Origin of the sequence: Pseudolactococcus raffinolactis NBRC 100932, assembly GCF_001591765.1 — a bacterium.
In the GTDB taxonomy this organism is placed as follows: Bacteria; Bacillota; Bacilli; order Lactobacillales; family Streptococcaceae; genus Pseudolactococcus; species Pseudolactococcus raffinolactis.
The window spans coordinates 19,750-38,730 of record NZ_BCVN01000016.1; the positions used below are offsets into that span (position 1 = coordinate 19,750).

The 18,981-nt window shown below is 39.9% G+C and carries 18 protein-coding genes; 10 read left to right on the top strand and 8 right to left on the bottom strand.

What is annotated here, in order from left to right; all coding sequences use genetic code 11:
• Window position 1: 1 nt before the first annotated feature.
• The gene (locus tag LRA01S_RS06180; protein ID WP_061774759.1) at window positions 2-1,846 is read left to right on the top strand and encodes an APC family permease; all 1,845 of its coding nucleotides are present in this window, start codon (window positions 2-4) and stop codon (window positions 1,844-1,846) included.
• A gap of 310 nt (window positions 1,847-2,156) precedes the next feature.
• On the opposite strand, the gene LRA01S_RS06185 is transcribed toward LRA01S_RS06180, so the two are convergent.
• Window positions 2,157-2,924, bottom strand: a complete 768-nt coding sequence (locus LRA01S_RS06185; protein ID WP_061774761.1) for a MurR/RpiR family transcriptional regulator — start codon at window positions 2,922-2,924, stop codon at window positions 2,157-2,159.
• Between the two features lie 295 nt (window positions 2,925-3,219).
• Between LRA01S_RS06185 and LRA01S_RS06190 the strand changes: the two genes are divergently transcribed.
• The 3 genes from LRA01S_RS06190 to LRA01S_RS06200 are packed head-to-tail and all read left to right on the top strand — an operon-like array spanning window position 3,220 to window position 6,106.
• Window positions 3,220-4,854 carry a PTS transporter subunit EIIC gene (locus LRA01S_RS06190; RefSeq protein WP_061774762.1) on the top strand — a complete coding sequence of 545 codons (1,635 nt, stop codon included), beginning with the start codon at window positions 3,220-3,222 and terminating at the stop codon, window positions 4,852-4,854.
• Window positions 4,855-4,857: 3 nt separating this feature from the next.
• Window positions 4,858-5,598, top strand: coding sequence for an HAD-IIB family hydrolase (locus tag LRA01S_RS06195; RefSeq protein ID WP_061774763.1), 741 nt, complete (start codon window positions 4,858-4,860; stop codon window positions 5,596-5,598).
• Between the two features lie 28 nt (window positions 5,599-5,626).
• Window positions 5,627-6,106 carry a PTS sugar transporter subunit IIA gene (locus LRA01S_RS06200; protein ID WP_061774764.1) on the top strand — a complete coding sequence of 160 codons (480 nt, stop codon included), beginning with the start codon at window positions 5,627-5,629 and terminating at the stop codon, window positions 6,104-6,106.
• 231 nt (window positions 6,107-6,337) lie between these two features.
• On the opposite strand, the gene zwf is transcribed toward LRA01S_RS06200, so the two are convergent.
• The 4 genes from zwf to LRA01S_RS06220 are packed head-to-tail and all read right to left on the bottom strand — an operon-like array spanning window position 6,338 to window position 9,772.
• Window positions 6,338-7,822 carry a glucose-6-phosphate dehydrogenase gene (zwf, locus tag LRA01S_RS06205; protein WP_061774765.1) on the bottom strand — a complete coding sequence of 495 codons (1,485 nt, stop codon included), beginning with the start codon at window positions 7,820-7,822 and terminating at the stop codon, window positions 6,338-6,340.
• Between the two features lie 60 nt (window positions 7,823-7,882).
• Entirely contained in the window at window positions 7,883-8,689 is an 807-nt protein-coding gene (locus tag LRA01S_RS06210) for a TIGR03943 family putative permease subunit (RefSeq protein ID WP_061774767.1), read from the bottom strand.
• The gene (locus LRA01S_RS06215) at window positions 8,686-9,591 is read right to left on the bottom strand and encodes a permease (protein ID WP_061774768.1); all 906 of its coding nucleotides are present in this window, start codon (window positions 9,589-9,591) and stop codon (window positions 8,686-8,688) included. Before LRA01S_RS06215 ends, LRA01S_RS06210 begins: the two co-directional genes overlap by 4 nt.
• Window positions 9,578-9,772: an SPJ_0845 family protein gene (locus LRA01S_RS06220; RefSeq protein WP_061774770.1), complete on the bottom strand. Its 195-nt coding sequence runs from the start codon at window positions 9,770-9,772 to the stop codon at window positions 9,578-9,580. Before LRA01S_RS06220 ends, LRA01S_RS06215 begins: the two co-directional genes overlap by 14 nt.
• Window positions 9,773-10,108: 336 nt before the next feature.
• On the opposite strand from LRA01S_RS06220, the gene tuf reads away from it, so the two are divergent.
• Window positions 10,109-11,305, top strand: coding sequence for an elongation factor Tu (gene tuf, locus LRA01S_RS06225; protein WP_061774772.1), 1,197 nt, complete (start codon window positions 10,109-10,111; stop codon window positions 11,303-11,305).
• Between the two features lie 153 nt (window positions 11,306-11,458).
• Here tuf and LRA01S_RS06230 read toward each other — a convergent pair whose 3' ends face one another.
• From LRA01S_RS06230 to LRA01S_RS06240, 3 genes are all read right to left on the bottom strand, one after another.
• A complete protein-coding gene (locus LRA01S_RS06230) occupies window positions 11,459-11,800 on the bottom strand; it encodes a DUF1831 domain-containing protein (protein WP_061774773.1) in 342 nt (113 codons plus the stop codon).
• Between the two features lie 49 nt (window positions 11,801-11,849).
• Window positions 11,850-12,983, bottom strand: a complete 1,134-nt coding sequence (locus LRA01S_RS06235; protein WP_061774775.1) for a cysteine desulfurase family protein — start codon at window positions 12,981-12,983, stop codon at window positions 11,850-11,852.
• 85 nt (window positions 12,984-13,068) lie between these two features.
• Window positions 13,069-14,034 (bottom strand): ribose-phosphate diphosphokinase, encoded by a 966-nt coding sequence (locus LRA01S_RS06240; protein WP_061774777.1) that lies wholly within the window; start codon window positions 14,032-14,034, stop codon window positions 13,069-13,071.
• Window positions 14,035-14,412: 378 nt separating this feature from the next.
• Between LRA01S_RS06240 and LRA01S_RS06245 the strand changes: the two genes are divergently transcribed.
• The 5 genes from LRA01S_RS06245 to LRA01S_RS06265 all read left to right on the top strand — a co-directional run.
• The gene (locus tag LRA01S_RS06245) at window positions 14,413-15,537 is read left to right on the top strand and encodes a hypothetical protein (RefSeq protein WP_061774778.1); all 1,125 of its coding nucleotides are present in this window, start codon (window positions 14,413-14,415) and stop codon (window positions 15,535-15,537) included.
• Window positions 15,538-15,742: 205 nt separating this feature from the next.
• Complete coding sequence (locus LRA01S_RS06250) at window positions 15,743-16,525, top strand: hypothetical protein (RefSeq protein WP_061774779.1); 783 nt, start codon at window positions 15,743-15,745, stop codon at window positions 16,523-16,525.
• Window positions 16,526-16,583: 58 nt separating this feature from the next.
• Window positions 16,584-17,177, top strand: coding sequence for a serine O-acetyltransferase EpsC (epsC, locus tag LRA01S_RS06255; RefSeq protein WP_061774781.1), 594 nt, complete (start codon window positions 16,584-16,586; stop codon window positions 17,175-17,177).
• Between the two features lie 60 nt (window positions 17,178-17,237).
• Window positions 17,238-18,611, top strand: a complete 1,374-nt coding sequence (gene cysS, locus LRA01S_RS06260; RefSeq protein WP_061774783.1) for a cysteine--tRNA ligase — start codon at window positions 17,238-17,240, stop codon at window positions 18,609-18,611.
• Window positions 18,604-18,981 (top strand): Mini-ribonuclease 3 (locus LRA01S_RS06265; protein WP_061774785.1); only part of this gene is annotated, 378 nt, incomplete at its 3' end. The genes cysS and LRA01S_RS06265, both read left to right, overlap by 8 nt.

Here is an 18,981-nt window from a genome sequence, read left to right on the forward strand (position 1 = left end):
CTTGAAAAAACTAAATGTGAAGCAGATTTTGGTCGGGAAGCCTTTAAAATCAACAGATGATGACAGTCATCTTCTCACAAAATTCCAAGCTTTAGCGATGTTATCAAGCGACGCTTTATCATCAATCGCTTACGGGACGGAGCAAATTGTTACAGTGCTCTTGACCTTGTCTGCAGCTGCCATCTGGTATAGCTTGCCGATTGCGGCTCTGGTGCTCGTCTTGTTGGTTGCCCTGACGCTGAGTTATCGTCAAATTATCCACGCTTACCCACATGGTGGCGGGGCTTATGTTGTTTCGACAGAAAACTTGGGGGCTAATGCCGGCTTGATTGCAGGTGGGAGTCTCCTTGTCGACTATATGTTAACGGTTGCAGTATCAGTTTCAGCGGGTGCTGATGCCATCACCTCAGCACTCCCATCTCTGCATCCTTATAATCTACTGATTTCGATGATCTTGGTTTTATTATTGATGTTGATGAATCTCCGTGGTCTTCGTGAGTCAGCTGGCTTCTTATTAGTTCCGGTTTATACCTTTGTGACGATGACAGTTTTACTGCTAGTCGTCGGTTTATTTAAGGTGGTGACAGGGGATTTATCTTATCATGCTACCAGTCATATCGGGTCTACAGTGCCAGGTATTTCGATCATTCTTTTACTTAAAGCCTTTTCTAGTGGCTCAGCCAGTTTGACGGGTGTTGAAGCAATCTCAAATGCTGTCCCATTCTTTAAGAAACCTAAGGCGCGTAATGCAGCTGGGACATTGGCTTTGATGGCCATGATTTTGGGGCTATTCTTTACAGGTATTACCTTCCTCAACTATTACCTCGGTGTGGTACCTAACGCACATTCTACCGTGTTGTCGCAAGTTGCCCATACGATTTTTGATGGGAATGGTATTGGTCGTATTTTCTATTATGTTTTTCAGTTCTCAACTGCGATGATTTTAGCAGTAGCTGCAAATACAGGGTTTTCAGCCTTTCCTATGCTCAGTTATAACCTAGCCAAAAATAAATATATGCCGCACATGTACATGGAAAAAGGTGATAGACTTGGCTACTCAAATGGGATTATTAGTTTGGCTGCGGGTGCTGTGATACTCCTTGCGATTTTTAATGGCTCAACGAGTCGTTTGATTCCGCTTTATTCGATTGGTGTTTTTGTACCTTTTGCCCTGTCTCAAACGGGGATGGTTGTCAAGTGGCGTCGGGAAATGGGCAGCAAGTTCTGGCGTCATGCTCTGTCAAATATTATCGGTGCAGCCATTTCAGCGATTATTGTTTTGATTTTGCTGGTTTTCCGCTTAGCTGATATCTGGCCTTTCTTTATCGTCATGCCTATTTTGATCGGCATTTTCTATGCCATCAAGCGCCATTATACGGAAGTCGCGCATCAGCTTCGGCTTGAAGATAAGGTTGTGGATCATGTCTATTCGGGCAATGTTGTCATCGTTCTTGTTGGCAATGTAACCAATGTCGCTGTTGGTGCCATGAGCTATGCTCAATCTATCGGATCGGAAGTCTTAGCGGTTCATGTGGCGACCAGAGAGACTTACCGGAAAGATAAGGAAGTTGAAGCTGAGTTTAAGACTTTGTATCCCAATGTCCGTTTTTCGATTGTGGAATCAAGTTATCGTGATATCGTTAAACCAGTAGTCCGCTATGTCGATTTAGTGTCGAAATCAGCGGAGAAGAAGAACCATACAGTGACGGTTATCGTACCACAGTTTGTACCGAAACATTCTTGGCAAAATATTCTCCACAATCAAATGTCCGTCCGCATGCGTTACTATCTCAGCTGGCGTGATAATGTGGTGGTGTCTAGCTATTCTTATCATTTGAAGAAGTAAGATGGAAACAGTCGAATCCGACTGTTTTTTTGGTGCATCCTGATATTGAAAAAATCTGTGAAAGCCTATTGTTTTTCAAGTTTCGAGGCAAGCATCCATACCAGTTGCAATAGCCATGCACACTTTCAAAAATCTGATCTCCTTTCCAAGCTGATGTAGGTGGCTTAAGTTTAATAGGCGCAGAAAATAGAAAAAAAGCACTGCAAGAAGCTATAAAGATAGTGCCACAATGCCAGTTCAGATGTTCAAATGATAGCATCCCTAGATCTATCACCATAAAAAATTAAAACGTTAGATGTCACTCGTCTCTTTATCCCAGACGATAGCGTGTATTGATTTTCAGTAACAGTGTTTCAAAAAGAATATCTGCAATGACCTCAAGTTGTAATCTGGAGCGTAGCCGTTTTCTTTTTGGGGTGCTTTGAGAAGCCACGAGACTGTTATTACAGATCTGGAAAAGTTCACTGTCAGAATTGCCACTGATTAGGCCACTTTTTACGTTTTTAATTGCGCTAGAAAAAATGGCTTCTGTGACATAATCTTCATGACCACCGAGCGAGAAAATTAAGATATAGTCATTTTCATTTGCAATAAACGGGATATTGGAAATGGGAGAATGCTCAGTAAAAGCATTAGACCAAATCCCACTTTGCTGAATTTTTTTAGAAAAAAATTTCGCAATCCCTGAAGAACTGCCAACGCCGATAATAAAACAACGATGGGCTGAAAGAATATTTTTCACGATGTCATTTAATTCATTCGGGTCAATATTTGCCGTTGTTTTTTGCGTGTCATTTTGGATATTCAAAATGATTTCTTCAACACTTTCATACGGTGCGTAGTCATTTGCTGAAGAATCAGCAAATGCTAATTCATGTTTAAAAACGGTGAAGCTCGTATAACCGATTTTATTGATGGCTCGCATAATAGTTGGTGCTGAGACATGTACTTCCTGTTCAATCATCCGTAGCTTTAAATCAATCATCTTTGTATTCAAACAATAGTTGATGACTTGTTGTTCAGCTTCAGATAAGCGATGGTAATTACTCTTAATTTGAGATAAAACAGTAATTGCCATAAGAACACCTCCTTATAACTTATTTTCATTAGGCTGCTACATAACTGAGTAGTATTTTACTAATGGCAGAAAAACCATTGATTAATAATTTAAATCTAATATAATTATAGCATAAACCAATAGAGCGTTCTTGTATAACACTTTGTTTTCTGATTTTAATTAGGTTGCTACGTAAATGAGTAGTAAATTACTAATGGCTTGAAAGTCATTGATTAATAATTTAAATCTAATATAATTATAGTATAAACCAGATGGGTGTTCTAGAAAACTCAATAAAAATAAGGAGATTCTTACCATGAAAAAAAGAAGCGGTTTAGTTAATGTGTTTGAAACATTCGGTCGAAGTTTTTTATTGCCTGTGTCCGTACTACCGGCAGCGGGTATATTAAAAGGCATTGGCTCAGCGTTTACAAATTCTAGCACAATTGAGATGCATCCTTGGATGGCAAATCAAACACTACAGATTATCATGGGTTTTATTACCATGATTGGCTCAGTTGCCTTTGATAATTTACCGGTTATTTTCGCGGTTGGTGTTGTCGTTGGTTTAGCAAAACAAGAAAAAGGTTCTGCTGCACTTTCTGGTTTATTGGGTTTTCTAGTTTTGCATAATACACTTCACTACCTACTCTCGGTAAGTGGTCAATTAGTTGATAAGGCTGCTAAAAATGGGGAAGAACTGATGAGTTTGCATATGCAGACGAATGTTCTGGGCATTCAGACAATGGACCTGAATGTATTCGGTGGTATTATCACAGGTATCGTAGTTTATTTAGCCCATAAAAAAGCCATCAAGATGCAAGTCCCACAAGTATTTGGTTTCTTCAGTGGACCGCGTTTGGTACCGATCTTGACAATTCCAGCAATGGCACTTGTTGCACTTGGTTTCTTCTTTATTTGGCCTTATGTTCAAGTTGGTATTACAGCATTATCATTCGCAATTCTTAAATCAGGTTATTTTGGTACTTTTGCCTACGGTGTCATTGAACGTCTCTTACTGCCATTTGGTTTGCATCATGGTTTGAACTGGCCAGTCCGGACAACAGAATTAGGTGGCATTTTTACAATCGATGGCCATCAATATGCAGGTACAATTAATGCCTATATGGCAGCACTTCAAAGTAAACTACCAATTGATCCAATGATTACAAGATTTTCTAGCGGTAAATTTGTCTATAATATGTTTGGTTTACCAGGTGCAGCATTGGCAATGTACATGGCTGCTAAACCTGAAAAGAAAAAAATGGTTGGTTCTTTACTACTAGCAGCTGCCTTGACGTCTTTCCTAACTGGTATAACTGAACCTCTTGAATTCACATTCTTGTTTGTTGCACCAGCACTCTACGGTGTACATGCTGTCTTAGTGGGTATTACGATGGTTATTACAAATATGGCTGGCGCTGCCTTCTTAACACCAACTGGACATGGTTTAATCAATTACTTGATTTATGGTGTGCTACAAGGTCCTAGAACACATTGGTGGTGGTTATTCATTCTTTGTGTTCCTTGCTTTATTATGTATTTCCTAGTCTTTAGTTTTGTCATAAAAAAATTCAATTTCAAAACACCAGGTCGTGAGGACGATGAGGAAACTGTTGCCTTGCACGGTAAAGATGAAGTCAGAGCTAAACTTGGTGTCAAAACACAAAAAGATCGGGATCAAAAAAATAATATGCCACCAATCCACGAACATGCGCTGGCATTGATTGAAGCTCATGGTGGTGAGGAAAATATTTCTGCAGTTGATGCGTGTATCACGCGCTTGCGGATTAATGTTAAAGACGAAGATTTAGTGGAAAAAGACAGAATTGTTAATCAGCTTAAAGCTATGGGATTCACCAAAAGTGGGATGCAAATGCAATCAATTTATGGTGGATACGCCAACCAACTTAAAATCGAGATTCAAAGTATTCTTGGATTAGGGGAATAGTAAATGAACAGTATAATCATCACCGATTTAGATGGCACTTTTGTTAAGGATAGTATTTCTGTGTCACCAGCGGATATATTAAAAATGAAAAAAATGCAGGAAGAAATGTTGATTGGTGTTGCAACTGGTCGAAGCCTAAAAGAAATCACCTATATCGAAGAACAGACAGGTATCAAATTTGATATAAAAATCGGATTTAACGGTGCTATTGTTGAAAGCTTTGGAAAAAAAATCGTAGACACAGCATTAGATGAAACTCTAAAAAATCAAATCATTGCGTTTTTGGTGGAACATCATATTAAGTTTGATGCTCTGGATGGTGAAGCGAGAATTGGCACATACTCTTCTGAAAACTTATCCAAAAGTTGGAATATGTCATTTCACTTACCGCCAAATGTCAAAGAAGCCTTAGAAAACACGAGAATTTATAAAATCAATATTAGGCCAAATCAAGATGAAGGCATACAAATTTTGGAGATGCTAAAAACAAAATTTGACTCAGTTGAAATTTGTCAATCTGGACCTGAACGGATTGAAATTACACCATTAAACATCACAAAAGGTAAGGCAATTGAACTTGTAAAAAAAAGTCATGAATTAAAGCTAGTCGCAGTTGGAGACTCTGAAAATGATATTGATATGTTAGCGTGTTCTGATTATACCATTTGCATTGCGCATGCTTCTGAAGCAGTTCAAGCAGTATCCGATACTGTTGTGAATAATTTTTATGAAATTGATATGTGATCTGACTCTCTAGAAAGGAACAAACTAAATGTTTTTCTCAAAAAAATCGAAAAGTTTACAAATTATGTCCCCGGTTGATGGGATTGTAGAGGCGATTGAAACTGTTAATGACCCAGTCTTTTCACAAAAAATGATTGGTGATGGCTTTGCTATTTTTCCTGAAAGTCAAGAAATTTATGCCCCAGTAAACGGGGTCATCACAAACATTTTCCCAACTAAGCATGCCTTAGGCATGGTTTCTGAAACGGGTGTTGAAGTGTTGCTTCATTTTGGCATTGATACAGTTGAGTTGAAAGGTGAACCATTCGAAATTTTAGTTACAGAAAATCAGACTGTGACAGCTGACACGAAAATTGCTCTAATCGATTTAGAAAAAATTGCTGAGTTTGACAAAGAGCCTGATATCCTCGTGATTTTGACAAATCAAGATCAGTATTCAAGTATTGAGTTAGTCGCTTCTAATAAAGTAGCACATCAAGACACCGTTGCGAAGGTTTCTATAAAGTAAAGACTTTCAGATTTGATTAGTGCATCGCTCGACATTTCTAATTCAAAACTGAACCAGTCAACTAAAAGTCTAGAAGTTGTCATAAATGAAATATCTCAAGTTTGGATAACACACAGTTCAAAAAATACTTTGATGATACAAAGTATGCTATGAGATGATATGAAAACAGATTCGTAATCAACAAAAAATGCCTGATCATATGATTGTGATCAGGCATTTTAATATATGATTTTATTTCAACAAACCACGTTCACGATACCAGTGGTCTGGTTGCCAAACCCAACTCGTGTCATACTGTTCTAGTAAATCGAAACTTTCATCAGGACCCATTGAGCCTGATTGATAGGGATAAAGCGGAGATTTATCTGCTTGCCAAGTGCTAACGATTTGATCGATTAAGGTCCAAGAAGCCTTAACTTCTTGCCAATGGCTGAAATTCGTTGCGTCACCATTTAAGACATCATACATGAGCTTTTCATAAGCCTCAGGCGAATTGCCAAGCGCTTCTGCATCATGACGGAAGTCTAACTTAACTGGCTCAACTGCAAAATTCTTACCAACTTCTTTCCCGTTAACTTGAAGCGAGAAGCCTTCTGTCGGTTGAATGTATATTGTTAGGATGTTTTGTTGAATATCTTGATTGAAAATATTTTGATCGTTTTTAAAGAGGATGTTGATCCGTGTCCCTTTTTCAGTCAAGCGTTTTCCTGTTCTAAAGAAGAAAGGCACATCTTTAAAACGATCCGTTTCAATGAAGAAGACACCACTTGCAAATGTCTCGGTTTTTGATGCAGGGTCAACAGACGGTTCATCAACATAGGATGGAAAATCCTGTTGATTGATACGACCATCTTGATATTGACCTCGGATGAAATTTTTAGCAATTGTTGCTTCATCGGGAATACATAAGCTTTCAAGTACTTTTATTTTTTCAGGCAAGACGTCTGCGCTCGAAAAAGATGCAGGTTTGTCCATAGCCAAGATAGAGAGGACTTGTAAGATATGGTTTTGTACCATATCTTTTAACGCACCGGACTTATCATAGTAGCCACCACGATCTTCAACTCCGATAGACTCCGCAAAAGTAATCTGAATGTTATCGATAAACTCTCGATTCCAAACATGTTCAAACAAGACATTGGCAAATCTTACGGCAAAAATATTTTGAATCATTTCTTTACCTAAGTAATGATCAATTCGGAAAATTTGATTCTCGTTAAAAGTTTCAGATAGCGCTTGGTTAAGTGCTTCTGCAGTTTCTAAGCTAGTGCCAAAAGGTTTTTCGATAATTAAACGTTCGAAACCAAGACCGTCGACAATATTTTCAGATTTGAGATGGCTGGCAATTGTGCCAAAAAATTCAGGTGCCATGGCTAGGAAAAAAACTTTGTTGTGGCTTGTCTGATATTTTTCGCACAACTCATCTTGCAAGTTCTTCAAAGTAACATAGTGGTCAGCATCTTCAACGTCATGGCTCTGGTAATAGAAATGTGATGCAAACTTTTCAGCTTCAGTTTTAGAAGTTGTCAGATCAGAAATAGCATCTAAAACTACGCCCTCAAAATAAGCCTTAGTCCAAGGGCGTCGTGCTGTCCCAATGACAGCGAAATGTTCCGATAAAACACCAGATTTATAGAGACGAAACAGCGACGGATATAGTTTGCGCTTAGCCAAATCGCCACTCGCACCAAAAATTGTAAAAATTACTTGAGTCATATTGTGAGTTCTCCCAAAATTTCTTTTGCTTATTTAATAACAATTATATCAGAAAAAGCCTCAGAAGTTCCGATAAACGTATGGATTTGACGGTTGTTCAACCTTGTCAATCTGATCAGGCTTGATAATCGGCATTTCTCGCTTAAATGGCGTGTAGTAAGCTGTCTGAATTTGGCCTGTAATCTTCAGCCAAGTATTATCAGGATAAGAGACACCATCCGTTAGAGTCCTCAAGCCAAATACGCCTGAATCTGCTATACAGTGAATAATTCCAAATCGAAAGAGGAACTGTGCACTGGCATCTGTAGGGTCATTATAGACGAATCCAGTGTAAGTGACGGTTTTACCTTCAAAAGTACCAGGGAAATTATAGCTCAACTCCATGACTTCCATGTAATTGTCAGAAGTAATCGAAATCTTAGCTAGATTTTCGTACTTGGCCAATTCCTTTTTCATGATCTTATCATAGGCTGATTTGGTAAAGTAAACACTGGTATTAGGTTGTAAATATTGAATTTGCGTGCCGTCAGAGCTATCACCAGATCCTTCAGCTAAAGGGAAATTAAAGCCCTTAGCTGAGACAATTGTCGCATCTAAGGATTTTGATGGAATGAAAACAGCAGCAAGCAGTGGTGTGACCAGCAAGACCAGGGCAAAACTTCTTGCAAACTTAGTCTGTAGATGGTGATCATGCGTTTCATGCCGAATCCAATTCACCAATTGAACAATAGCAAAGCCCAATGATAAGATGGCTGATAAGACAGCCAAATAGCTATAGTGGGTATTGATATATTGATTGAGTTTGCCGGTCAGTTGTAAATACATCATCAGCTCAAAATAACCGGACAAAATAAGAAACCGAATCATAGCAAGCTCACCCCCAAACTAATGGTTAACACTAAAACTGAGATTACAACGACATAGCGTACGATAAATTTTGGTTTAAAATAGGCGCTCATCATCAGCAAATTCTTCATATCAATGACAGGGCCATATAAAAGAAAAGCTAGAATCGGTGCCGGTCCAAATAGACTAATCAAGCTCGCGCCGATAAAGGTATCCGCCTCACTACAAAGCGAGAGCAAGAAAGCGAAGACCATCATCACGATAATGCCGAGTAATGGCGTATGGGTCACAGTCGTCAGCAGTTTCGTTGGCACGAAAACTTGAATAGATGAGGCGACTAAACTCCCGAAAATGAGGTACCGACCAGTATCAAAAAACTCGTCAACGGCGTGAGAGAGTGCAGCCCAAATCTTTTGTCCCCGAGATAACTTAGCTACTGGATGATCGTGTTCGCTAACTCTTGGTCGATCGAGTAGTATTGGCTCATCTAAGCGATAAGCAAGCAGTAAACCAACGACTAAAGCCATCACCATAGCGCCGCTTAGGCGCAATAGCGCAAATTTGAAAGAATTGCCAAAGGCGATAAAGGTTGCAAGTAAAACGACGGGGTTGATCATGGGCGCTGCGATGAGAAAGGGTATACCGGTATAGGTTGGTACTTTCTTTTCGAGGAAGCGATTGACGATGGGCACAATCCCGCACTCGCAGGATGGAAAAAAGAAGCCTGCCACGATGCCAACGATAATACGCCAGAAACGGTTTTTCGGTAGAAATCTGTTGACTAGTTCAGGTGATAGGTAGGTTTCGATGATACCTGAAATGAGGCAGCCAAAGAGGACGAAAGGCAGAGCTTCAATAATGATCGAAAGAAAGATCGCAGCGAGTTGAGAGAGCGCATCTGGTAGATGACTAATCATGGGCAGCCTGGTCTTTTTCAGTTAGAGGTACTTCGAATTTTTTTAGAAAATCTTCTGGGGATTTGATCTTCTTATCGGACGTCTTCTCGATTTTATCAGGGTCAGTGAATTCGACTTGTGGTGGAAGTGCTGCTAGGTCTTCTAAGACCTTATCTAGATCATCACGTTTTTTAAAAGTTAAGGCCATATGTTTTTACTCTTTTCTATAAGAAGTGATATGCTAAATTAACTCAATATAGCTAACATTTTTGACTATTTTCGCCACTTCATTGTTGATAAGTCTTGAAATTAGTAAAAAAAAGCTCAAAAATTTTGTTTCCTTTATTGAGTTAAATGAGTATACTTACATTTTACACCATTTTTCATGAAAATATTTGATTCCAAACAAAAAACATCTTTTTTTGCGGTGAAATACTTGCTTTTTTTCAAAAAACCTTTATAATTAGATAGTAATGGTAGATTGTCGTATTGCGCGGTCTGTCTAAAAAATATATTTTTTATTCTAAAGGAGACATTTTTAAAAATGGCTAAAGAAAAATACGATCGTTCGAAACCACACGTTAATATCGGTACTATCGGACACGTTGACCATGGTAAAACTACACTTACTGCTGCAATCACGACTGTATTGTCACGTCGTTTGCCTTCATCAGTAAACACACCTAAAGACTACGCTTCAATTGACGCAGCGCCAGAAGAACGCGAACGCGGTATTACAATCAATACTGCTCACGTTGAGTACGAAACTGAAGCACGTCACTATGCCCATATCGATGCCCCAGGTCACGCGGACTACGTTAAAAACATGATCACTGGTGCCGCTCAAATGGATGGCGCTATCTTGGTAGTAGCTGCAACTGACGGACCTATGCCACAAACTCGTGAGCACATCTTGCTTTCACGTCAAGTTGGTGTTGGTAAATTGATCGTTTTCCTCAACAAAAAAGACCTTGTTGATGATGAAGAATTGATCGAACTCGTTGAAATGGAAGTTCGTGACCTCTTATCAGAATACGACTTCCCAGGCGATGACACACCAGTTATCGTTGGTTCAGCACTTAAAGCCCTTGAAGGCGATGCTGAATACGAAGACATCATCATGGAATTGATGGATACTGTTGACTCATACATCCCAACTCCAGAACGTGATACTGACAAACCTTTGCTTTTGCCAGTCGAAGATGTATTCTCAATCACTGGTCGTGGTACAGTTGCTTCAGGTCGTATCGACCGTGGTACAGTTCACGTCAATGACGAAATCTCTATCGTTGGTATCAAAGAAGAAATTTCAAACGCTATCGTAACTGGTGTTGAAATGTTCCGTAAACAACTTGACGAAGGTCTTGCTGGCGATAACGTTGGTGTTCTTCTTCGTGGTGTTCAACGTGACGATATCGAACGTGGTCAAGTTATTGCTAAACCAGGTTCAATCACACCTCACAAACAATTCAAAGGCGAAGTTTATATCTTGTCTAAAGAAGAAGGTGGCCGTCATACGCCATTCTTCGACAACTACCGTCCACAGTTCTACTTCCGTACAACTGACGTAACTGGTTCAATCAAACTCCCAGCTGGTACTGAAATGGTAATGCCTGGTGACAACGTTTCTATCGACGTTGAATTGATCCACCCAATCGCCGTTGAACAAGGGACTACTTTCTCTATTCGTGAAGGTGGCCGTACTGTTGGTTCAGGTATCGTTGCAGAAATCGAAGCTTAATTCATTTAGACTTCCAAATCTATTTATTGGTCGGACAATAAATAGAAAAGCACTCAGAGTAATCTGAGTGCTTTTTCTGTATTATTTTGAGTTCTTGAGTGGGTGAGTCATCTTTAAAAGGAGAAAAAATAAGCTCATATGAGCTTATTGGCACTAGTCTTTAACGAAAACACCACGATCAACAAGCGCATTCATTTGGAAATAAAATTTTTCTTGGATCATTTTGTTATCTTCAGATTTGAAGATGTTCATGTTTTTCAGACCTGATTTATCTGTGATAGATAGTTTAAATCCGGTTAAATCTGAGTTAACGATGATTTTAAGCAAGGGGCCATCACCTGAGTTAGGTACGCTTTCTAAAATGCGTGTAAGCTCATAGTTGCCAAGTCTATTTTTGATAAAAGTTGTATCCATGAGGGTATACTTTTTGATGCTAGGTGATAGCTTGTATGTATATTGACTATCTTCCAAATGTTTTTCTGTGACAAATGCCATGTTTAGATTTTTGATTGGTCTGATAAGTTAGACCAATCAAATCTCCTTTCTAGTTATGTGATGAGTTTTGCGTAATAATTGTTTTTAAAATATGGACGAAGTCAGTAATCTCTTGAGAAGTTGTTAGATCTGATAAAGAGATTCTAACAGATTCTTTGAGCTTGACAGATGCTTTGCCGTAAACTGCTTCAAGAACGTGCGAAGGTTCAATTGCACCAGCGGTACAGGCAGAACCTGTGGAGATTGCGACGCCTTGAAGGTCAAGTTTCATTAGTAAGAGGTCTTGGTTAAAGCTAGGAAAACCGAGGTTGAGGACGTGAGGCATAGTTTTGCCGAACTCGTTAACATAGTAGTTAAGACCATCAAGTTCTGATAGCAATTGTGTCTTAAGTGCTGAGACTTTGTTATAATTGGCGTCGAGCTGTTCAGCGGATACTTCAAGTGCTTTGGCCATGCCAACGATGTTATGGATGCTTTCAGTACCGGCACGTCGACTGTTCTCTTGATCACCACCGTGAATGAGGTTATCAAACTGCAAGTCACCATGGTAGAGGAAGCCAACACCTTTAGGCCCGTGGAATTTATGGGCGGAAGCGGATAGGAAATCGATGCCTAGTGCTACTGGATGAATGGGCAGTTTACCCATAACCTGAACGGCATCGACATGAAAGACAGCTTGATGTGTTTTGAGACGGTCGGCGATCTCAGCGATAGGCAGAATTTGACCTGTCTCGTTATTGGCGTACATAGTTGAAACTAGGATGGTGTCATCTCGAAGGGCGTTAGTAATGAGGTCAGGGGTAAAGCTACCATCGGGGTTAGGTTTGACAAGCGTAACATCAAAGCCGTGGCGGTCTTGTAAGTATAGAACAGTATGTAAAACGGCGTGGTGCTCAATGGCCGTCGTGATGATATGATTGCCTTTGGCTCGGTTAGCCAAGGCGCAACCGATGAGGGCTTGGTTATTGGCCTCAGAGCCGCCAGAAGTAAAGATAAGGTTTCTGGCTGGGACATCTAGGATGGTCGCAATTGTTTTACGGGCCTCACGAATGATTTTTCCAGCTGAGCGTCCGTAGCTATGAATGCTAGAGGGGTTGCCAAAAGTCGTATTGAGTGTCTCTAACATGACTTGTGAGACTGCGGGTAGAACAGGAGTGGTTGCTGCATTATCAAGATAAATCATGGGATTACCTATTGTATTAAGGCTCAGGCTTTTGACCGGGAATCGGACAAAAAACACTGAGCCTTGTCTATCATTTCTATGTCAGTTAATCAGCTGCTTTGTTGTATTGAAAGAGAGGGCTGACAGGTTTGTTTTCGTGGATACGGATAATAGCGTGGGCAAGTAATGGTGCTGCACTGAGATATTTAATCGCATCAGGTTTAGGGGTTTCAGTTTTAACAGAGTCAGTTACGAGGACTTCTGAAATTGGTGCAGCATTTAAGCGGTTAGCAGCACCTGGTGTGAATAGACCGTGAGATGCAACGGCATAGACATCCATAGCACCAGCATCTTTTGCGATAACAGCAGCACTAGAGAAAGTTTTACCTGTGTTTAAAATGTCATCAATCAAAATGACGTTCTTATTTTTAACATCACCAATAATATAGCCATTCTCACGTTTTTGATCATCATCTGCATAATCAACAATCGCAAGTGGACTCTCAAGATAGTCTGCCAAAGAACGCGCACGCTTGATACCTGAGTTTTTAGGTGCAACAACGACAACATCATCACCGACTAGGCCTTGTGACTGATAATATTCAGCAAACAAGGGCACAGTATAGAGATTGTCAGCAGGAATATCAAAGAAACCTTGCACCTGAACTGCATGCAAATCAAGGGTCAAAATACGATCAGCACCTGCTGTTGTCAGCATGTTAGCAACGAGTTTAGCCGTAATGGGTTCGCGTGGTGATGCCGTTCTATCTTGACGTGCATAACCATAGTAAGGCATCACGATATTGACAGTATTAGCACTGGCACGTTTACAAGCATCAATCATGATGAGTAATTCCCACAGGTGTGTATTGACAGGATAAGATGTGGACTGTACGATGAAGATGTCGTAACCACGGACACTTTCTTCAATATTGATTTGAATTTCACCATCAGAAAACTGTTTAGATTCGATTTTACTGAGGGGAATACCAGCACATTCAGAAATTTTTTGCGCTAATTCTAAGTTTGAGTTAAGTGAGAAGAGTTTGATATGCTTGTCTTTGTAAGTCATTTTCGTCCATTTCTACAAATAAATTTACTGATTCTATTTTACCAAAAAAAAGACAAAAAGAGTAGTCCTATCTGATCGTGGGATAATTTTGCATATGGCAGTGCATAAAATATCCATTTGTATCTAAGAAAATGGTAAAGAAGCTGTAAGATAGGGGGAATCTTTAGACGATAGAAGGCTTGAATTCTCTGCTATGATGCGGGAACCGAGCGATTAGGATATGGCTTGACTTTAAAATTAGGAAGTGCTAAAATAACAAGTGTAAACGATTTCAGAAAAAGATGAGTTTTTTCTGAAAGTTTATCTATACCAAAATTAAATTTAGGGCGAGTATCACGATCAACTTGATTGGTGAACTTAAAAAAGGAGGCCTATCTCATGAAAAAATCAAAAATCATCTCACTTTTAGCAGTTTCTGCATTATCAGTGACATTCCTGACAGCTTGTGGTGGTTCAGACGACAAAAAAGCAGAAGACAAAACGACGGATTCAGCTAAAACTGCTGAAGCTTTCACTGGTGCCACTCAAGGAACAGATAGTTTTGATACTTTGTCAAAAGGTTTCGCAGCTAATGGTGCTTGGTTAAATGCGGCGACAAAAGATATCGATGCATCTGACAAAGTCTTGACAGTCGAAGGTTTATTTGCAGGAGATGGTCAAGTCAACCGTGAACTTGCCCTTTACAAATCAGGTGCTGATCATAAACCAGAAAAAACTTATACCTTGACAGTTAAAAAATTAGTTGTGAAGTCACCAGGTTTTGCTATTGCACAAGGAACTGTTAAAGGAGATGTTTATGTCAATGCAACTGGCTTCAAGTTTGAAGGTACTGGTAAAATTGATGGGAATCTAATTTTTGCTTCTGAAGATTTGAAAACAGCTTATGAAGCACTTGATGCTGCTGATAAAGGTAGTGTAACAGGAGAAGTGAAAGTTGAAGCTTCTGATGTTACAGCTGTTAAACCAGGTGCGATTACTGTTGCTACTAAAGGTGGCGCAATCAGCTACGATAAAGTTTCTGACGTTAAAACAGGCGCAACTCATGGCACTGAAAAATTTGCTGACTTAGCTGATACAATGGGTAAAGATGGTGCATGGCTCGGTGCAGCAACTGCTGATATTGATGCTGCTGACAAAACTTTGACAATCGATGGGACTTTCCTTGGCTCTAAAGGTGAAATTGCTCGTAAAGTCGGTCTTTATACACAAAATGACAAACACCAAGTCACTAAAACATTTACAGTGACTGTTAAGAAAGTCGTTGTTAATTCACCATTTACTGTAATTTCTAACGGTGGTATCAAAGGTGATGTCTATGTAACTAAATCAGCGATTGGTTTTGCTGCCCAAAATGGTAAAGATGTAGATGGCAAACAAGTCACTGCTAAAATTGATGGTAACCTCTACTTTGCGACACAAGATCAACTTGATGCTTATAACAAATTAGACACAACAGCTAAATACGACGTCACTGGTAAAACAGAAGTCAAAGCAGCTGAATAAGTTTAGAAAACTGAAGTCTACTCAAAAAACGTCTTTCTGGCGTTTTTTTGTTAGTCACTAATTTCATGCCTTGATGTAAAAAAATAAGGCATTTTTATGGTAAAATAGGACTATTAATATCAAATAGACCTTTGTCACTTATTGAGCTCCCAATGAAGACTTTGAGAGCGTTCGTAACTGACAAATCAACCAGAAATGAGAAATAATGACTGATTACCAATTTAGCCCAGAACTTGATGAACGCCTCCGTGATTTTATTGCCCATTCAGGTAATTTTGTGGCTGATATCGGTTTTGTTCACGCGCTCCATGCTTATCCTGTTGTCGGTATTGCAGAACCATTTGCCTTACCGATTGAAGATAAAAATGTGATTCCTGTCTTTACAACCGCAGCAGCACTTGCTAATTTTCAAGAACGTGTGACAGAACCATTGACTTTTGTTAATCAACCGTTTATGTCAGTTGTTGACAAGCTATTTGCTCAGGAATTTGATGCCATTGCTTTTAATCTACAGCCTGCTGGTCAAGATTCTGATAACGCTATTATGTTAGGTAGAAGCGATTTAGTCGCCTTTCTAAATTACTATACAGATGTCTTAAATAAACTTTTAGGGTCTGCTAGTCAAGGAAAAACAGTGGCAGATCGTTATTACCTCATGCCTGCATTTGTTAGAACAACTGCAGAAGGCGAGACTGCACGTATTTTTGCGACACTTTCTAAACCGAATGGTGAAAGTTTTGTTCCGGTTTTTAGCAATATTTTGAGTTTTGCCAAATGGTACAACCATGCTGACTTTGGTGTGCCATTTCAAGAGCATGATGGTTTAGTTTTGGTTTGGCAACTTAAGGACTTGCAAGCGCCAAGTACAGGGATTAATGAACTAGAAGACGTTTTAGGGGTCGCAGTTGACCCCTTCGATGCGGTAGACTATGAGAAGTCAGTTATCCTTTGGGAAGCTTTAAGCGATTTAGACGGCGCTAATGGTTAACAAGATTATCAACATGTCTCGGCATTTTCGATTAGGGATACAGGAGGTTTAGAACACGATGGGGTTTTGGCAAGAGGCCTTTGAGGCAGTGAAAGAAAATGATCCAGCAGCGCGTTATAATCTGGAGATACTTTTGACATCTCCCGGCATTAAGGCGCTTGCGGCGCATAAAATTTCGCATTTTTTATGGTGCCATCATTTTAAATTATTGGGTCGGATGCATTCGCAATTTTGGCGTTTTTTGACGCAGATTGAAATACATCCAGGTGCTGTGATTGAAAATGGTGTGTTTATCGACCATGGCTCGGGTCTTGTTATTGGTGAAACGGCGATTGTTGAATCAGGTGCTAAGCTCTATCATGGTGTAACGCTAGGTGGAACGGGTAAGGATACAGGGAAACGTCATCCTAGTATTAGGCGTGGTGCCTTGATTTCGGCTCATGCCCAATTATTAGGGCCGATTGAGATTGGTGAGAATGCCAGAGTTGGTGCTAGCGCTGTCGTGACAAAAGATGTGCCTGAAGCCGTGACGGTTGTTGGGGTGCCTGCTAAGATCGTCCGCGTTCATGGCCCAGCAAGTCCTGAACGAGATCGTGTGAAACTAGAAAGTGAACGCCACGTCAGTTTTTATGACCATATGGGCGGGATTTAGTAACGAAAGAGCTTATCGAGATGTTTCTTTTACAGATTGTCTGATAAGCTAGGAGAAAAAATGATTAAACTATATAATACCTTAACGCGTGAAAAGGAGGACTTTGTGCCACTTGTTTCAGGTGAGGTTAACATGTATGTCTGTGGCCCAACTGTTTATAACTACATTCATATCGGGAATGCACGGTCAGTTGTGGCCTTTGATACGATTCGAAAATACCTAGAATACCGTGGTTATAAGGTGAATTTTGTATCCAACTTTACAGATGTAGATGATAAAATTATCCAAGCCGCTAAAACGGCCAATATATCAATTGAGAATTTAGTTGAGACTTATATTCAGGCTTTCTTTTCAGACACGCAAGCGCTCGGCGTTAAACCGGCGACAAGAAATCCGCGTGTACTAGAGTTTATGCCTGAAATCATTGATTTTATTGAAGTATTAGTCGCAAAAGACTTTGCCTATGTGTCAAATAATGATGTTTTTTTCCGCGTGAAAAAATTTGCAGACTATGGCCGTTTGGCTAATAAAAATCTAGATGAACTAGAGGCGGGGGCTTCAGGTCGGACAGATACAATAGAACTTAATAAGGAAGATCCGCTTGATTTTGCCCTCTGGAAATCAAGCAAGACAGACGAACCTTCATGGGAAAGTCCATGGGGCGCAGGACGTCCGGGGTGGCACATTGAATGTTCTGTTATGGCGACGAGCATCCTAGGTGATACGATTGATATCCATGGTGGTGGTGCTGATTTAGAATTTCCGCATCATACCAATGAAATCGCACAATCCGAAGCTAAAACTGGTCATACCTTTGCCAAATATTGGCTCCACAATGGTTTTGTAACGGCAGCAGACGGTGAAAAAATGTCGAAATCTCTGGGGAACTTTAAAACAGTCCATGAGATGTTACAGGCAGTTGATGGGCAAATTCTCCGCTTTTTCTTGGTGTCACAACACTACCGTAAGCCATTGGCTTTTAGTGATGACACGGTTAAAGATGCTGAAAATAATCTTAAGAAAATCAAAAATGCCTATGATAAATTAGCTTTTGAAATTGAGAAGAATCCAGTTGCTGCCCAGATTCCTGATCAGGAAATCGATGGCTTTCGTCAGGATTTCATCAAAGAGATGGACAATGATTTCAATATTTCAAATGGCTTAACTGCTTTTTATGAGCTGATCAAGTATGTTAACCAAGGCAATTTTTCTATGGAAGCACAAGCCTTATTTGATGAAATTTTGAGTATTATTGGAATTGCGTTTGCGCCAGCTGAAATCTTAGATGCTGAGATTGAGCAATTGATTGCTGAACGTCAAATTGCTAGAGAAAATCGAGATTTTGTCTTATCAGATAAAATTCGAGATGATTTGAAAGCGCAGGGCATTGCCTTATTGGATACGCCAGATGGTGTGAGGTGGACACGTGACTGAATTTAGAGCAGATTTATTAAATGGCATTGCCCTAGCTTACTCGGGCGATGCAGTATATGAAGTTTTTGTCCGCGATTATTTGTTGTCACAAGGCATCACGAAACCTGGTGAACTTCAAAGAACTGCGGTCAAGTATGTCAGTGCCAAAGCGCAAGCATTTCTCATTTCTGAAATGGAAAAAGATGCGATCTTAACAGAGGAAGAACTCACCTATTTCAAGAGAGGTCGTAATGCGCATAGTAAAACGACGGCCAAAAACACGGATGTTGTCACCTACCGAATCTCGACTGGCTTCGAGGCAATTTTTGGTTTTAATCATTTGACCGGCAAGCATGAGCGGGTCGCCTTTTTAGCGAATTATTGTATTGAG

Excerpts from the sequence above, each read along its gene's own strand:
- LRA01S_RS06185 (WP_061774761.1), bottom strand. The coding sequence starts at position 2,924 with ATGGCAATTACTGTTTTATCTCAAATTAAGAGTAATTACCATCGCTTA.
- LRA01S_RS06190 (WP_061774762.1), top strand. The coding sequence starts at position 3,220 with ATGAAAAAAAGAAGCGGTTTAGTTAATGTGTTTGAAACATTCGGTCGA.
- LRA01S_RS06195 (WP_061774763.1), top strand. The coding sequence starts at position 4,858 with ATGAACAGTATAATCATCACCGATTTAGATGGCACTTTTGTTAAGGAT.
- LRA01S_RS06200 (WP_061774764.1), top strand. The coding sequence starts at position 5,627 with ATGTTTTTCTCAAAAAAATCGAAAAGTTTACAAATTATGTCCCCGGTT.
- zwf (WP_061774765.1), bottom strand. The coding sequence starts at position 7,822 with ATGACTCAAGTAATTTTTACAATTTTTGGTGCGAGTGGCGATTTGGCT.
- LRA01S_RS06210 (WP_061774767.1), bottom strand. The coding sequence starts at position 8,689 with ATGATTCGGTTTCTTATTTTGTCCGGTTATTTTGAGCTGATGATGTAT.
- LRA01S_RS06220 (WP_061774770.1), bottom strand. The coding sequence starts at position 9,772 with ATGGCCTTAACTTTTAAAAAACGTGATGATCTAGATAAGGTCTTAGAA.
- tuf (WP_061774772.1), top strand. The coding sequence starts at position 10,109 with ATGGCTAAAGAAAAATACGATCGTTCGAAACCACACGTTAATATCGGT.
- LRA01S_RS06230 (WP_061774773.1), bottom strand. The coding sequence starts at position 11,800 with ATGGCATTTGTCACAGAAAAACATTTGGAAGATAGTCAATATACATAC.
- LRA01S_RS06235 (WP_061774775.1), bottom strand. The coding sequence starts at position 12,983 with ATGATTTATCTTGATAATGCAGCAACCACTCCTGTTCTACCCGCAGTC.
- LRA01S_RS06240 (WP_061774777.1), bottom strand. The coding sequence starts at position 14,034 with ATGACTTACAAAGACAAGCATATCAAACTCTTCTCACTTAACTCAAAC.
- LRA01S_RS06245 (WP_061774778.1), top strand. The coding sequence starts at position 14,413 with ATGAAAAAATCAAAAATCATCTCACTTTTAGCAGTTTCTGCATTATCA.
- LRA01S_RS06250 (WP_061774779.1), top strand. The coding sequence starts at position 15,743 with ATGACTGATTACCAATTTAGCCCAGAACTTGATGAACGCCTCCGTGAT.
- epsC (WP_061774781.1), top strand. The coding sequence starts at position 16,584 with ATGGGGTTTTGGCAAGAGGCCTTTGAGGCAGTGAAAGAAAATGATCCA.
- cysS (WP_061774783.1), top strand. The coding sequence starts at position 17,238 with ATGATTAAACTATATAATACCTTAACGCGTGAAAAGGAGGACTTTGTG.